This is a genomic window from Thioclava sp. F34-6 (genome assembly GCF_002213235.1).
In the GTDB taxonomy this organism is placed as follows: Bacteria; Pseudomonadota; Alphaproteobacteria; order Rhodobacterales; family Rhodobacteraceae; genus Thioclava; species Thioclava nitratireducens.
Genome location: NZ_NBOA01000004.1, coordinates 136,685 through 150,644, shown reverse-complemented (window position 1 = coordinate 150,644; position 13,960 = coordinate 136,685). Strand labels below are relative to the sequence as shown.

Sequence of the window (13,960 nt, the reverse complement as noted above, 5' to 3'; positions counted from 1 at the left end):
ATGCCTCGCCGCCTACCCTTTGCCGTTCCTGACGTCCCCCTCGCGCGCTCTCTCGCGCCAAGGTTTGTCCTGCTGGCAGTTTTAACCTTAATCCTCGCGGCCCTGCCGGCGCAGGCCCAGGACATCACGCTTTCTGTCGGGGAGGGCGACAGCCTCGCCGGGCGCTCGCTGCTGATCATCGCGGCAATCACACTTCTCAGCCTCGCGCCGGGGCTCGCGATCATGGTGACTGCGTTCCCGTTCATCGTCACGGTGCTGTCGATTCTGCGCCAAGCCCTCGGGCTTCAGCAGTCGCCGCCAAACATGTTGATCATCAGCCTCGCGCTATTCCTGACATGGTTCATCATGGAGCCTGTCTTCCTTGAGAGTTGGCGCGTCGCGGGCCAGCCCCTGGTCGAAGGCGCGGTCGACTGGCAGGAGGCGTTTACGAAGGGGATAGAGCCTTTCCGCATCTTCATGGCAGGGCGCACGAATCCCGACACCTTCGCGGCCTTGGCTGATCTGCGCAACGGCACCGCCGCGACGGGAGCCCCGACAAGCCTCGATGCCGCGCCGCTCTCGACCCTCGTGCCCGCCTTCATGCTGTCCGAGGTCACGCGCGCCTTCCAGATCGGCTTCCTCGTCTACCTGCCGTTTCTGATCATCGACCTCGTCGTCTCGGCGGTGCTGATGTCGATGGGGATGATGATGGTGCCGCCCGCGGTCGTGGCGCTTCCGTTCAAGCTCGCCTTTTTCGTGGTGGCCGACGGCTGGGTGCTGCTCTCGGGGGCCTTGGTGCGTAGCTATTTCTGACCCTGGGGTGCGCATTGCTTAACCGCGGGCCCAGAAACGCAAAAACCCGGGCCGAAGCCCGGGTTTCTGAGGGTGATGGTGAGCCGTGCAGGATTCGAACCTGCGACCCACTGATTAAAAGTCAGAAGGTCTTCTGTCTGAGCGATCATTCTCACGCATAATCATCCGTTCTCAGCGCATATTACGCAAAGTTTGCGAAATACTTTTTCGCACAAAATCAAATACTTGACTCATTTTCGCTCTGCATATATCTTCGTCTCAAGATGGATCAGTCCAGCGCAGGCGTTTTGTCCCCCATGAGTCCCCCGGCGCGATCCGTTCACTTTTCGATCCGCTGGGGGAGAATTGGGTGATTGGCCACCATGAAGGTTCAGCTGACAGATACTTTGGTCCGTTCGACGCAGCCCCCGGAGGCGGGGCGCATTGAGATTTCAGACACGATTCGCGTCGGTCTTCGGCTTCGAGTGTCCGCTAGTGGAGGTCGTGTTTGGATCTTCGAGAAGCGAGTCAAAGGTGGGCCTAAGCGGAAGCACACGCTTGGGACGTATCCGGAACTTTCGATCAAAGAAGCACGTAACATTGCCTTGGTCATTGAACTTGAGGCCGCGCGAGGGTTTGACCGCGTCTCAGAAGGCAAGAAGCTAGCGGCGGAGAAGAAAGAGGAGGATCGCAAAGCTAAGTCCATCGGAGAGCTGCTCGACATCTTTGCCGCGACCCACCTCAAGAACCTTCGATCGGGAAAAGAGGTAGAGAGAGTCCTGAGGTTCGAGTTTGCCGATAGACTCACGGAGAAGGCTGCTGATCTTACAGAGGCGGATTTGCAGGCTTTGATCGATGAAAAAGCGGCGACAGGTGCAGGGGTCATGGCAAACCGCCTGAAAGCCTATCTCACGAAACTATCTAAGTTCGCCAAGAGGCGTGGCCACATTCCAGTGGATATTGGAAGCGGTCTTGAAAGCGCCGTGCGAGAGGAACCTCGCGAACGCGTGCTTACTCTGGAAGAAATGAAGCTGATCTGGAAGGCGACATATACCCTGTCTTCGCTCACCGGGCCGCTGGTTAGATTGCTGATGCTGACCGGTCAGCGCCGAACCGAGATTGCTGCGCTCAAATGGAGTGAGATCAATTTCAAGCGTAACAGGATCCTGCTTAGTGGGTCACGAATGAAAAATGGCAATTGGCACATTACCCACTTGTCCGCTGCAGCGCTCGAAGAGCTTGCGATCCGACGTGAACTCTCGACCTGTGAATACGTCTTCTCCTCAACCGGAACTACTCCCGTTTCAGGCTTCACGAAGATCAAGCTTGCACTTTTAAAGCATCTTCCGGACGACATGGAGCCGTGGACATTTCACGACTTTAGAACCAGCTTCGCCACCCACATGTCCGAGCGTGGTGCGGCCGAAGCCGTTGTCGACCGCATTCTTAACCACGCTGCAGCTGGCTCGGCTCCGAGTGCGGTCGCAAGGATCTATAATCGTGCAAAACATCTTCCTGAGAGGCGTGAAATTTTAGACCAATGGGCCGAGCTGCTCACCAGCGACTGTGAAGAGGACGATGACAAAGTCGTCCCCATTTTCCGTAGAGCGATGCATTGATGTCGTGTCCTCTGCAGTGAACGGATCGGAGCAATTTCTTGATCTCAGAAGATGAAGAAGAGAAATTCGACGCTGCTGCAGAGGTAGTCGAAGAGCTGCTGCGCGAATTCATCTCGCTCACAGGCTTGCCACTAAGCGACCTCTTTCGAAGCTCTTTCGAGCGACTTCTGATCGCGTTTCATCCCAATATCAAAACCCTAATTCTTCCGACCGGCGGTGTCGCTTACGAGGTCGATGATAGAACCGGCTTTTTGCTCACGTCCTACGCCCTTGGAGAGCAGGAAATTGCACTCGCCGTTCGGGAGATTTGCGCGTCGAACGTCTTCGAAGGCTACCCGCTTCCTCCTTCGCTGCGCAAAACTGCGTTCAGCATGATCCACGGCACCTTCCCTGCTAAACAGAGACGCGGTCCGGCGCGCTCTTCTGACTTCTCGAGGAGGTGGATTTTAAGATGGTGCGCGCAATACGTCAGCGATGCCTTCGATTTGAACCTGACGCGCAATGATGCATCATCATCCGAGATAAGTGCCTGCGACGTGGTTTCTCTCGTCGCCACGAAACTTGGTGAAGACGTATCATTTCGAACGCTAAGAGACTGGTGCGCACATCACAAACACAGCGGATTTCGCAAGCGCGCAGATTTGCTCACAAATTTCCTGAAGGACATGCAGCTCATCGAGCTTGGTGTGCTTAGCGGAAAAAGCGTGTGCGAACCATTAACGACAATGGTCCGTATGCGCGGATAACGAAGATCAACCAACTTCATCCCATCGCAATCAAGCAAAGGGATGACCGATGGTTTGTTCTTCAGAAAACTCGACGGCAGCGCGTCAAAAGCTTTCTAGCATTAGCGAGCTTGTGGCCAAGAATCCTCTCATTCGGGACGCCGACGCGGCCTATATGCTCGGATGCTCCAAGGCAACTTTCTGGCGGCGTGTCGCTGACGGGACTGTTCCCCCGGCGATCAAGATTGGTGGCATGTCGCGGTGGCGCTTCAAGGACATCGAAGAGGTCATCAGCAAAGCTGCGCAATCCCGAAGCGCCGCATAAGAAACCCCCGCTCAGTCACCGACCGGGCGAGGGCAAATTCTCTTATGCGACACAAGAGAGAGTAGCCACTCAATCCCGGTCCTGCAAGGAAAAGGACCGAATATGACAAAGAGCAAAAAGTCACCTCCGCGTCACGCAAAGCGCGTTAATCGCGTTTCTGATCTTCCGAGCGACCGCAATCCGGCGACGTTCGAGATTGTTAACGAGCACGGCAAATGCCGCATTGTGATCCTCGACAAGCGCCGCCGTCAGATTCTCGAACTGCTGACCATCGGCCCAGTTTACTGCGCCTCGCCTGTTCGGATTTCCGACATCGTTCATGTGCTAAAGCGCGAAATCGGTTTGGAAGTGGACACCGAGTTCTATCCAGGCGACCGCGCGACCGGCGCCGGAGATTTCGGCGTCTACTTTCTTCGTAGCCGTGTGCGCCGCCTCGATGGTCGGGAGGTGGCGGCATGACCTCACTTCGCCTTGCTCGCCTTCGTCGTCTACTCGGCGTATCTGGCCCGCTTTCTCATGATTTGGCTTCCATGGTGTGGGGAGGCCATTTTGGCGAGAGATAAGAAAAACGAGCACCGGACAGAGCAGTTCACGAAGTGGATCTACGCTCATCGCCTGCTTCCGGCCTGGAAGGCTCTGACCTTCCCGGCCCGCGACGCATACTTTCACCTCGCGGTGCGCTGCATGGCGGAAACTGCAGATAAGAACGGCAAAGTGCGAAACAATAACGGAGAGGTATTTCGGTCTCTCCGCGAGCTGTCCGAAGACATGGGATGCACCACGAAGACCGCAGGCGCGGCTCTCGCGGATCTTCAAGCCAAAGGTTGGATCGTCTGCACTGATCCTTGGGTCAGAGGGATGGATGGCAAAGGCAGGGCGGCAAAGTTTCGGCTGACCATGATGTCATCGAAAGAACGCCCTCCTACCGTCGAGCCAAAGCATTGGGAGCCAGGGCACGATTACCCTGTCACGGTGTATCGCAGCTACATGCCAAAGCCGCGAAAGCAGCGTGCCGCGAACCTGTCGAAAAAACAAAACCCACCCCCCCATTCGGGCACAGTCGTGTATCCGAATGGGGCACACTTGCGGGTCGCGACATGAGAAAGCGTGACCGAATCGGATACGGATTTGCCCTGTTTCGGCGCAACCAGTGTGCCCGAATAGGGGACATATCTAATAGCCATCTCCTCGGACTGGCGAGTGAACCGGGAAAGCCTCTTCTGAACTCTTCATGGGCTGGCATGCAGCGGCGAAAGTGCGGGCGAAATGCGCGCGGCATCTACCGAAGACACAATCTTGGAAAGCCTCCGACTGAACCTCCTAGAGATGTTTGGCCGCCGGAGGCTCGACCAAAGTTCAATCAAGAGAAAATCAAGCTATCGAGCGAAAGGAATAAGACGGATGGCAACCTTTGACGAAATCATGAGTGCTGTAGCAAATGCGGACGCTGCTGGAGACACCAAGGCCGCAAAGTCACTCGCGGATCTGGCCCGCTCGATGCTTCCGGGAAATGCCGGAGGGGAGCAGAGAGTGACGGGCGCCCCGCAGCCTTCCACAGCCACAAAAACTTGGCTGATCACGGCACCAGATGGGCGACAGTTCAAAGTGTCCGGTGAAAATCAAGCCGGGGCGCTGGCTGCGCTTAGGAAGATGGTTCCCGAACTGGACGCACAAAACCAAAACAACGAACAGATGGCGCCCGGCCAGGCCGCTTATCCTCCAGATGGAGGCAATCAAGCGCGTCGGGATGAAGGCACGCATGGGCCCTCTACCCAGAGGCCGCGAGATGCTGAGACTCCGTCCATGGTCGGCGGCATGAGCGGCGCTGCAGCGGACGGTGCGCTCTTTGGCTTCGGGGATGAATACCTCGCAGGCCTGTCGGCGGCGCTGGGCGTGCAGCCGGACGGAAACGGCGGGGCGAACTGGTTCGACTACTCGCAGCCTATCGGAGACCGTTACAACACCGCTCTCGATGCGATCCGCAAAGAACAGGGCCAATTTCAAGCGGCGCACCCCGGCGCTTCGATGGGCGCTGAAATCGCGGGATCACTGATCGGCCCCGGCAAGGGCGCGGGAGCCTTCGTGAACGGGGCAACGAAGACAAGCGGGCGTATTGCCCGTGGTATCGTCGCGGGCGGCGCTGCAGGCGGTCTATACGGCTTCGGAGAAGGCGAAGGCGGGATGGATGCCCGTGCATCCTCCGCGCTAACGGGTGGCGCGATTGGCGCCGCCAGCGGCGGTCTTCTCACAGGTCTCGGAGAAGGCATTGCCCGAGCAATTCCCAAGATTGCCAATTCGCCCAGCGCAAAGAGCGTGGTTCCAACGCTTGAAACCATGCGTGAGAAGGCAGGGCAGCTCTACGAAGCCGCCAAGGAATCCGGCGGTGTCGTCAACGAAGGGCGTATGAAGCTTCTGGTTGGTCAAGTCTCACAGACGCTGCGAAATGAAGGCTTCGATCCTCAGTTGCACCCCCGCATAGCAGCCACGCTCAACAGGCTTCAAAATGAAGCTGGCCCGAAGTCTCTCGCGGACATGGAAATCTTGCGCAGGGTCGCAAGCAATGCCGCTGCCAGCTTGCAACCCGACGAGCGTAGGCTGGCTGGAAAGGTCATCGATCATATCGACAACACTGTGGCGCGGTTGTCCGGCTCTGAAGGGCTGAAGGAGGCTCGCAAGGTATGGGCTCAGATGCGGCGCCTGGAGACGGTGGAAACCGCTATAGAGAAAGCAAGCCTGACCGATGATTTTGCGCGGGGTCTACGAACCCAGTTCAAGGCCCTCTTGCGCAATCCAAAGCGTCTCCGGGGTTTCTCGGAAGCTGAGCGCAAAGCAATCTCGGCCGTCGCTAAAGGGGCCCCGCTTGAACATGCCCTACGTGGCCTCGGAAAGCTCATGGCCCCGACCGGCATCAGCGGCGCAGCATTGACGGGAGGCGCTGCCTTCGGTGGCGCTGGGCTTGGCGCTGCAGCTATTCCCCTCGCCGGTATGACCGCGAAATCCGCAGCCAATGCGATGACGAAGGCGAGCGCTCAGCAGGCCAGAGACTTCATCGCGAGCGGGGTCGCGAGGACAGCTCCGCGCAATGCTCTCGCCGCGACCACGGTCATTCCTGGCACGATGGCACAGTGACCCCTTCCAACACAGCTAAGTGCGGCCCATTCGCGGGCCGTGCTATCGACCATACTCGCGAGATATGAAGGGAAATCCCGATGACCGGAGCGGAGCTTGCAAAGATCAGAAAAGCATCGGGCCTCTCGCAGTCGAGCCTAGCTCGCAAGGCGGGCATCGGGCGTCACGCTGTGAGCTACTGGGAGAACAAGGCAGAGGTCGATTTGAACTCTTGGGCCGTCCGGAAGATGGGCGAGATCCTACCGCTGCCGTATTTTGCCACACCAATACGCGCGCGCACGGGGTGGGGTGTTAGTGGGCATGAGGCATTCACTGCATCGATCGAAGCCAAGTTATCCGCAGCATTTGAACGCTCAGCCGCCAGAGCGGCCAAACGCCGAGTTAGGTGCGGGGCGAAGACCAGAAAAGGCGACCCCTGCCGCTGCTTGAGCGAACCTGGGAAGCGCAGATGCAAGTTCCATGGGGGTAGCTCCACAGGAGCGAAGACCCCGGAAGGAATTGAACGCATCCGCGAGGCTCAAAAGCGGCGTTGGCGAAGGTATCGGGAGACAAGAAAGAGTTGCGCGCCTATCGTGGGCTAACTCTACGAATAACGGAACCATTACGCTGTGCCCTACTACGATCAGGACTTTAGAGAGATTGCCCACTGTGGCGCTAATACGCTGATCGGCATCAGGTGTAACGATGAAGGACAAAGAAGCTTTTCCTTCGGGATAATTGCGCGGCGACCCGTTCCGATGACAGCGGTAGGTGTTTACATCTTGCTTCCGCAGGGAATCCCGATTTCAGACCTAAAATTAGGTGGTATTGGAGAGGCGTTCGATCCACCTCCGCCCGAGGGCACCGTGCCCGTAATCCTTGGGTCTGATTCACAAGGGTGTTGGGGGCACCAATGTCCGCGTTGCGGCGGGTATTTCCGCAACAAGACACACCCCGCGACCTTCCCGCTTACGTGCCCTTACTGCGGCATACGAACCGCCGCGTTTCAGTTCCTGACCCCCGCGCAGAGGACTTTTCTGGCGCACGTAGCAGATACCCTTGGTATCGAGATAAATAAGCCAGATGAGCCTGGATCTGAGCGCCAGGTGGAAATTGATATGGCTTCAGTTGTGGAGCAAAGCGCCGACGAGCCTAAACCCGACTTTTACTATTCCGCGGAATCTCAGCAAACGAGATATGACTGCGAGCATTGCGGAGAGTTCAACGACATCCGGGGCCTATACGGATACTGTGCGTCATGCGGTTGGCGCAACAACGCCCAAATGCTTGCGCTACGTTTTTCTGAGATTAGGGACGCCCTCAACGGAGGTCAGACAAGGCCGGAGAATGCGGTTGGGCAAAGTGTAGCTTCGTTCGACTCTGCCGCCCGAGACTTTGCTACCCAGTTAGTCAATCGTATTCCAATGAAGGGGCCCCGGAAAGCAGAGCTGTCGCGACTGGTTTTTCACGACATCGAGTCACCAACTTTTCGGCGGTTGAAGGAGTTTTTTGATCTGGACCCGCTAAGAGGCATTCAGGGCGCGGACACACGATTCATTAAGCTGATGATGGAGCGACGCCATGTCTATGAACACAACGCTGGCGTAATTGATCAGAGATATGTTGATCGAAGTGGTGACGAAGAAGCGGTAGTGGGAAACTTGCTGCGGGAGGACCGAGAGAACGCTCATCGGCTTATTAGCCTCTTGTCGCGTATGGCTGCGAACTTGGACAAGGATTTTCACGAAATCTTCGTCCCTACCTCTTGGCCTATCGAAGAGTATCGCGACCGCGAGTAACGACGAAGCAGAAAGCCCTAAACTCCCTCTTCCAACTCGAAGTCTTGCGCCGCATGCCTCTCAATGAGTCGGCGACGCTCAACCCGCAACGCATCGAGACGCATCCCACGGATCTCAACAAAGACAAAAACGGTAGCAACCGCGATGGCCACGATCAGGGCTTTTGATCCGCCTGAAAGTTGGTCGCCATAGAAATAACTCGCAGCGATTAGCAGGATAGTCACAGCGAGCGGCTCTCTGGTCATCCCCTTCTCAAGCCGTTTGATTTGGTCACTAATCCCATAGTCGTTGTCTTCGAAGCTCATAGCGTCCTTCATTGGCTTAATCCTCAATCGCAACTTTGTCGCTGAGCAATGCTCCCCTGCAGGTCAAAACCGGCGCGAATGAACCATCCTCATCGTCCAAGAAAACCATTTCCAGAACAAACTTTTTGTCGAGCTCTTTGATCGCTTCTGTATCCGGCACGCCATCGACCGTAGTCTCGAATCCAGCGTTAAGGAAGAGCTCCGCAAACCGGCTCGTTCCGGTCGAACTGAATGGTTTTCCGGTTTCGGGATCCACAAAAGCGAACCGGCGCATTCCGAATATCCACAAGCGACAAAGACGCTCGTTTTCTTCTACATTTTCACTGTCGAATGGAGCGTGTCGCGTGACCTTAATCGCATCAGCGTCCCAGTCATAAGCTACGTTAGGATAGCCACTCGGCATCTGCTCAAGAACTTCTCGCTGAAGTTTGTAGATGCCGAAATCCATCATGGATGCTGGTTGACTCAGAAACCGTTTGGATGTGGCGTCCGGTCCTGAGATGGCTGGGCTAGCCAGTGAAATCAAGAGTGCGAAAAGAACGGTGCGTCTCATCTTGTGTGGCCCCCATCCGCGCGGACTGTGACGCCTGAACCGTCCGCAACTTGCCCGCTTTCGAGAAACTGAATTCCACGTTCCATCAATGCCTTCCTGATCGCTTCTGCGGTTGAATGCTGCAGGCCGCTTTTGCCCGTCTCAAAGCGGCTGATCGTCGTGAACGACACCCCCGCGATTTCCGCCAATTCTCGCACGCCAAGCTGTAGTGCTGCGCGTGCCATTCTTACCTGCTCCGGCCTCATTTGCATACCTTGTTATAGATTTCGCTAACAGGGTTATTGACAAAGTGCTTACCCTGTATCATATCTATAACACAGTAAGCGAAAACGCAAACGGAGTTGCCGCCATGACCTACGACCGTGCCGCCATCATGAGAGCCGCCTGGGTGATTGTTCGCCGCTTTATGGGGCGCACTCACGAAACGCTTTCTCAGCTCCTGTCCCGCTCCCTCAAACTCGCATGGTCGGACGCAAAGCAAGAGGCTCAGGTCGCCAAGGTGGTCGCTGCGAAGCGCGCCGAGGCTGACGCCCTCGCCCAACGCTCCAGCGCGGATCTCATGGCGAAAATTGTGACCCTCGAAAACGCCGACGTGTTGGGTGGCGCGGGGCGTGCCCGTCTCTCAGAACTGCAAGCTGCTCTCTGCAAGGCAGAGGCACGCGAGGCTGCGGACTACATCGAGAAGCGCAAGCTGATCGCGAGCGCCAAAGGCCGCTTCGCCTCGATCACCTTCACCAAGAAAGACGGCACGCGCCGTGTGATGCGGGTCCAGCCTGCCACGCTGCGCCAGCATCTCAAAGGCGCCGATGCCTCCGAAGCTGGCCGTAGAGCCGCTGAGACGCGCGCTCAGCGCCATCCCAACCTTCTGCCGGTTTGGGATGCGGAGAAGAAGGCTCCGCGCTCTGTGAACCTCGCGACCGTCAGCCAGATCAAGGTGAACGGTGTTACCCATGAATTCCGCGCCTGCTGAACTCAGCGCGTGAACCTTCAAAATCTACATTCGAAAGGAAAGACCAATGCACCATAAACTCGAAATCGCTCTGCGTGCGCTCAAGAATGCTCGCGAAGTCCGCGACCGTGCCGTGGAGGCCTATGGGGAGCTGGAGAGCGCACACGGCTCGGACAGCCCTGAGGCGAAGCACTATGATCGCGAAAGTGTCGAACCGGCACATCGAGCCGTCAGCGAAGCGGAAGCAAGCGTCATCGCGGCTCCGAGTCTGTCCGCACGGGACGTGTTGGCCAAGGTGACCGCACTCCTCGAGGATGGCGACATGCCCATCGGCGCGATGGAAGCCCTGCACAAAGAGTCCGCAAAGTTTGGTGAAGGCGACGAGCATTCCTCGCCGAAAACCGCGCGGGAGAGGGTCTCGTTCATCGCGGCCACGCTCGCCGTCAAAGCCCCTGAGAAGCTCGTGGCGGCTGATGGTGGGCCTTCGCAGGAGGTGTTGGCATTCTGCCGCGAGACTGGCTCGAGCCTTGATTACATCTTCTCTGGCGATGTTACGTCGATGATCAGGCAGCGGCACAGCGCCGAACTGCGCTCTCAGCGTCATGATACAGAGAGCCGCCTTCTGCAGGTCAATGCACTGATCCGGTGCGCTATGGTTGCGGAAGAGAATGAGACTTCCGGGCTTGACTGGAAGGGGGTGGCCGAAGTTCTCGCAGTGGCTGAGGAAGTGCTGGGAGAGGCCATCGAGGAAGTCGAGATGGCGAAGCCCAGCCGCCCGACGCTGGTTGCCGCCGAATGATCGTAGCTGACTGATACAATTCCCGAAGGCTCCGCGTTGGGTGGGGCCTTCTTTGCCTAAAATAGGCTGAAAAATGAACGTGCCTTACAGCATCAATCGCCAGTGGTCCGACCAATACCTGCCCGAGATACGGCGGATTGTCGGCGCTCACTTGCTGCAGGTCGCGCCCGATCACCTCGATCGACACCATGCGACAGACCTGCTGATGCTCGATGGTCGCGACTTGAGGATTGCAGCACGGGTGCGGCGACCTGGCTACGCCTCCCGCTATCCCTATGAGTTCACGATCCGCTCGCAGGTTGCATCCGGCGCCATGACGGAGTTGGCGAAGATAGTGAACGGCGAGGGGGATTGGCTCTTCTACGGCCACGCCAGCGAAGATGGCCGCGCACTGGATTTGTGGTGGCTCATCGACCTACGCGCGTTCCGCGCCGCGCTGATCAGGCGTAGCGCTAATGGCTTCCCCATTCGGTGTGGGGACAAGGCTAACGCTGACGGCACCTGCTTCAAATGGTTCGACATTCGATCGTTTCCGAACGATCCGCCTCTCATCGTCGCGTCAGGCAGGAGGCACTGACATACATTCGATTGCAAGCGAAGTTCACGAAAGCGCGATCATTTTGCTTGCCCATTAAGAACGCCCCATTACGATCCATCGCATTGACTTGTAAGGGAGGGATTCAAGTGAAGGTTGTTCTTACGTTTCTGGCGACGGTGTTCGCGCTTTCGATGCCGCTGCAGGCTATGCCTACCGCAGCAGGATTGAGCCAAGACGAAATTGCTCATGGTGGAGGGTGTCGCAAGAGCTCGCCCCCTGGGCAGTGCTGTCACATGGATAACAGCGTGGGCAGGGTCCATTGCCATTGAGGTTTACTCTCGGCCTAATCATCGCAGCGGCTCTATGTGGGCCGCTGCACGCGCAGACGATCACCGGGACAGCGTCTGTCATCGATGGCGATACCATCGATATTCACGGCAACCGGATCCGCCTACAGGCCATCGACGCCATCGAAAGCCGCCAACGTTGCCGTTTGCCGAGCGGGAAACTGTGGAACTGCGGCAAAGATTCGGCCTTCGCGCTCGCCGATAAGATTGGCCGTTCACCGGTCTCCTGCAAAGTCAGTGACGTTGATCGATATGGGCGCTACGTCGCGGTTTGCAGCCAGCACGGCGAAGACCTGAACGGTTGGCTCGTCCGCAACGGATGGGCGGTCGCGTATCGCCGTTATGGCCAGGACTATGTGCGCGACGAGGAACTCGCACGTAAGCGGCGCGCTGGGATTTGGGCGAGCGAGTTTATGATGCCTTGGGATTGGAGGCGGCGGTAGATACTTTCCAAGCGCCTGTAGGCCGCTCGTATTTCTTTAGGTCTACAGATAACAAGGCTTCTATCTTACTTAGAGCGCTTCCTATCCAGCAGCCTCCAGCGCATCATTCACCAATTTCGGAACATCGACCGGAAGCTTCATGGTGCTCTGCGCCTGAGTGCCAAAATTCATTACTCGAGAGATAAGCGCTTTATGATATTCTACCTCTGACATTTCACCGCGACCTACGAACCAACGCGAAACTCTCACCCAGTCATACATTGGGCGCTTTGCGAGGACTTGCTTCACAGGTGCGGGAAACCCGATGTCACTGTGCTCATATTTGCTGATCGCCGAGCGTGAAAGCCCCACGCGGCGTGCAATTTCAGCCGAAGTCACCAAGTAGTCCGGTTCAAAGCTAAGGATCGGAACATCAGTATTGCGGATGTCTTGATATGCAGAGAGAACTGCACTCTTAAAGCTCTCGCCTTCCCTATCAAACGAAAGCGCGAGGGCACCATTTTGCAGTATTAGAGTTGCATCATCGAATGGATGCTCCATGAAGATATCCTCGACCGCTTCATCATGAGGGTCGGCATCCAGGATGAATGCGAAATCATGTACAGTCATCATCTTCTCCTTCAGGACAAGAACAGTTGTTTACAGCTTTAACGAGTTTTGCCGCGTGATGTTCCGGCACACGAGGTGTCGAGTGGACAGACATTCTGCACCCACTTCGATCTGCATTCGGGCAAAACATACGCCCCCAAGCCTTAGCAGACCCTGAGGCTTTCTCCACACGCCAACCAAGATCCTCGGCATGCTGTAATGCCTGCTCAATCTCCTTGTTTTGATGTCTTGGTCTAGTCAATTGCGTCTCTTGAAATGGATGTGTCGTAAACAATTGTCAACTGCGGCGCGCATCAAGTAGCACTTTTTCGAGCATCGCGGTTAACATGTGAGTCATTCTTGCAAGATGTAGTGTGCCTTCGCAAGAGACCCACTACAGCAAATGCTTTGGATAGGCGCCAATGTTCATGCAGCGAAGGGGGGGCGGTATTCGCCGAACGACTCAACGCTTCGACGCATTTCCGTTGGATGGACACCCAACGCGGACCCAGGCCAAGTCACCGCGCAGACCATGGGGACGCTAGGGAAGGAGTCACAAGTGGCTCCTCAAAATTGGTGGGAAGTCGCGAATCCATAGGGAGCTAAGTTCATATGGCCTTGAGGTTGCCAGCGACGACCCGCCGTCCCCAGAAAACGGATCGCTTTCATGTAGAGCGTCGTTCGATTCAGGCGCCGAAGCCATGGATCCCGTCTACAAACCGACCAGGAAAGTTCGGACCCGCAGATCCCCGAGTTCCGCGTTCGATCATTGGTTGATGAGCCACCACCTTCGCTTCGGTTTTCCGCGGGCATTGATCGCTGCAGTCGATTGCAATCTGCTGCATTTGTTGGCACGAGCACTAGCCCGGCTAGCGATATGGCTCCTCCACCGAGTTTATGAGCCATACGGAATTGCGTGAAGGGGGAGTGCTTGGTGGGCCGCCGCCACCATCTTCTGTTTCAGCCGTTCTGGCTAGTAAGCTCCTCGAACAAGTTGTTCCGGCTTGGCTTGAGAGGTTGGGGACAATCAAGAGTGGATCAAGAAAGTTTCTGACAACTTCTTGTAGCAGATCACTCCGATTGCCCAACCT

The 13,960-nt window shown here is 56.8% G+C and carries 17 protein-coding genes; 13 read left to right on the top strand and 4 right to left on the bottom strand.

Features of this window, described 5'->3' with window-relative positions; all coding sequences use genetic code 11:
• From fliP to B6V72_RS09625, 9 genes are all read left to right on the top strand, one after another.
• Positions 1–792, top strand: coding sequence for a flagellar type III secretion system pore protein FliP (gene fliP / locus B6V72_RS09665; protein WP_088735435.1), 792 nt, complete (start codon positions 1–3; stop codon positions 790–792).
• Positions 793–1,154: 362 nt separating this feature from the next.
• Positions 1,155–2,390 (top strand): site-specific integrase, encoded by a 1,236-nt coding sequence (locus tag B6V72_RS09660; RefSeq protein WP_088735434.1) that lies wholly within the window; start codon positions 1,155–1,157, stop codon positions 2,388–2,390.
• Positions 2,391–2,428: 38 nt separating this feature from the next.
• A complete protein-coding gene (locus B6V72_RS09655; protein ID WP_088735433.1) occupies positions 2,429–3,136 on the top strand; it encodes a hypothetical protein in 708 nt (235 codons plus the stop codon).
• 49 nt (positions 3,137–3,185) lie between these two features.
• Complete coding sequence (locus tag B6V72_RS19525; RefSeq protein ID WP_346394089.1) at positions 3,186–3,440, top strand: helix-turn-helix domain-containing protein; 255 nt, start codon at positions 3,186–3,188, stop codon at positions 3,438–3,440.
• Positions 3,441–3,542: 102 nt separating this feature from the next.
• Positions 3,543–3,899, top strand: a complete 357-nt coding sequence (locus B6V72_RS09645; protein ID WP_088735432.1) for a hypothetical protein — start codon at positions 3,543–3,545, stop codon at positions 3,897–3,899.
• Between the two features lie 90 nt (positions 3,900–3,989).
• Positions 3,990–4,541, top strand: a complete 552-nt coding sequence (locus B6V72_RS09640; protein ID WP_146696190.1) for a hypothetical protein — start codon at positions 3,990–3,992, stop codon at positions 4,539–4,541.
• A gap of 300 nt (positions 4,542–4,841) precedes the next feature.
• Entirely contained in the window at positions 4,842–6,569 is a 1,728-nt protein-coding gene (locus B6V72_RS09635) for a hypothetical protein (RefSeq protein WP_088735430.1), read from the top strand.
• Positions 6,570–6,649: 80 nt separating this feature from the next.
• Positions 6,650–7,150 (top strand): helix-turn-helix transcriptional regulator, encoded by a 501-nt coding sequence (locus B6V72_RS19500; protein ID WP_088735429.1) that lies wholly within the window; start codon positions 6,650–6,652, stop codon positions 7,148–7,150.
• Between the two features lie 504 nt (positions 7,151–7,654).
• The gene (locus tag B6V72_RS09625; RefSeq protein WP_146696188.1) at positions 7,655–8,347 is read left to right on the top strand and encodes a hypothetical protein; all 693 of its coding nucleotides are present in this window, start codon (positions 7,655–7,657) and stop codon (positions 8,345–8,347) included.
• A gap of 17 nt (positions 8,348–8,364) precedes the next feature.
• Here the strand turns inward: B6V72_RS09625 and B6V72_RS09620 are convergent, their stop codons facing one another.
• Genes B6V72_RS09620 through B6V72_RS09610 form a run of 3 tightly spaced genes read right to left on the bottom strand, consistent with a single transcriptional unit; the run spans position 8,365 to position 9,429 of the window.
• Positions 8,365–8,652 carry a hypothetical protein gene (locus B6V72_RS09620; RefSeq protein ID WP_146696187.1) on the bottom strand — a complete coding sequence of 96 codons (288 nt, stop codon included), beginning with the start codon at positions 8,650–8,652 and terminating at the stop codon, positions 8,365–8,367.
• A gap of 16 nt (positions 8,653–8,668) precedes the next feature.
• Positions 8,669–9,205, bottom strand: a complete 537-nt coding sequence (locus B6V72_RS09615) for a hypothetical protein (protein WP_146696186.1) — start codon at positions 9,203–9,205, stop codon at positions 8,669–8,671.
• On the bottom strand, positions 9,202–9,429 hold the full coding sequence (locus tag B6V72_RS09610; protein ID WP_088735578.1) for a helix-turn-helix transcriptional regulator: 228 nt from the start codon (positions 9,427–9,429) through the stop codon (positions 9,202–9,204). The genes B6V72_RS09615 and B6V72_RS09610 overlap by 4 nt, the downstream gene beginning before the upstream one ends.
• Positions 9,430–9,554: 125 nt before the next feature.
• Here B6V72_RS09610 and B6V72_RS09605 point away from each other — a divergent pair, with 125 nt between their 5' ends.
• The 4 genes from B6V72_RS09605 (at position 9,555) to B6V72_RS09585 (ending at position 12,281) form a co-directional block, all read left to right on the top strand.
• Complete coding sequence (locus tag B6V72_RS09605) at positions 9,555–10,175, top strand: hypothetical protein (RefSeq protein WP_088735425.1); 621 nt, start codon at positions 9,555–9,557, stop codon at positions 10,173–10,175.
• Positions 10,176–10,221: 46 nt separating this feature from the next.
• Positions 10,222–10,953 carry a hypothetical protein gene (locus B6V72_RS09600; protein WP_088735424.1) on the top strand — a complete coding sequence of 244 codons (732 nt, stop codon included), beginning with the start codon at positions 10,222–10,224 and terminating at the stop codon, positions 10,951–10,953.
• 73 nt (positions 10,954–11,026) lie between these two features.
• Positions 11,027–11,530: a hypothetical protein gene (locus B6V72_RS09595; RefSeq protein ID WP_088735423.1), complete on the top strand. Its 504-nt coding sequence runs from the start codon at positions 11,027–11,029 to the stop codon at positions 11,528–11,530.
• A gap of 286 nt (positions 11,531–11,816) precedes the next feature.
• On the top strand, positions 11,817–12,281 hold the full coding sequence (locus tag B6V72_RS09585) for a thermonuclease family protein (RefSeq protein WP_240497711.1): 465 nt from the start codon (positions 11,817–11,819) through the stop codon (positions 12,279–12,281).
• Between the two features lie 81 nt (positions 12,282–12,362).
• Here B6V72_RS09585 and B6V72_RS09580 read toward each other — a convergent pair whose 3' ends face one another.
• Positions 12,363–12,890, bottom strand: a complete 528-nt coding sequence (locus B6V72_RS09580) for a helix-turn-helix transcriptional regulator (RefSeq protein ID WP_088735420.1) — start codon at positions 12,888–12,890, stop codon at positions 12,363–12,365.
• Positions 12,891–13,960: the final 1,070 nt, after the last annotated feature.

What these genes read in the sequence shown, in the direction of transcription:
- B6V72_RS09600 (WP_088735424.1), top strand. Translation starts at nt 10,222, where the DNA reads ATGCACCATAAACTCGAAATCGCTCTGCGTGCGCTCAAGAATGCTCGC.
- B6V72_RS09620 (WP_146696187.1), bottom strand. Translation starts at nt 8,652, where the DNA reads ATGAGCTTCGAAGACAACGACTATGGGATTAGTGACCAAATCAAACGG.
- B6V72_RS09610 (WP_088735578.1), bottom strand. Translation starts at nt 9,429, where the DNA reads ATGGCACGCGCAGCACTACAGCTTGGCGTGCGAGAATTGGCGGAAATC.
- B6V72_RS09605 (WP_088735425.1), top strand. Translation starts at nt 9,555, where the DNA reads ATGACCTACGACCGTGCCGCCATCATGAGAGCCGCCTGGGTGATTGTT.
- B6V72_RS09580 (WP_088735420.1), bottom strand. Translation starts at nt 12,890, where the DNA reads ATGACTGTACATGATTTCGCATTCATCCTGGATGCCGACCCTCATGAT.
- fliP (WP_088735435.1), top strand. Translation starts at nt 1, where the DNA reads ATGCCTCGCCGCCTACCCTTTGCCGTTCCTGACGTCCCCCTCGCGCGC.
- B6V72_RS09635 (WP_088735430.1), top strand. Translation starts at nt 4,842, where the DNA reads ATGGCAACCTTTGACGAAATCATGAGTGCTGTAGCAAATGCGGACGCT.
- B6V72_RS19525 (WP_346394089.1), top strand. Translation starts at nt 3,186, where the DNA reads ATGGTTTGTTCTTCAGAAAACTCGACGGCAGCGCGTCAAAAGCTTTCT.
- B6V72_RS09595 (WP_088735423.1), top strand. Translation starts at nt 11,027, where the DNA reads ATGAACGTGCCTTACAGCATCAATCGCCAGTGGTCCGACCAATACCTG.
- B6V72_RS09660 (WP_088735434.1), top strand. Translation starts at nt 1,155, where the DNA reads ATGAAGGTTCAGCTGACAGATACTTTGGTCCGTTCGACGCAGCCCCCG.
- B6V72_RS19500 (WP_088735429.1), top strand. Translation starts at nt 6,650, where the DNA reads ATGACCGGAGCGGAGCTTGCAAAGATCAGAAAAGCATCGGGCCTCTCG.
- B6V72_RS09645 (WP_088735432.1), top strand. Translation starts at nt 3,543, where the DNA reads ATGACAAAGAGCAAAAAGTCACCTCCGCGTCACGCAAAGCGCGTTAAT.
- B6V72_RS09615 (WP_146696186.1), bottom strand. Translation starts at nt 9,205, where the DNA reads ATGAGACGCACCGTTCTTTTCGCACTCTTGATTTCACTGGCTAGCCCA.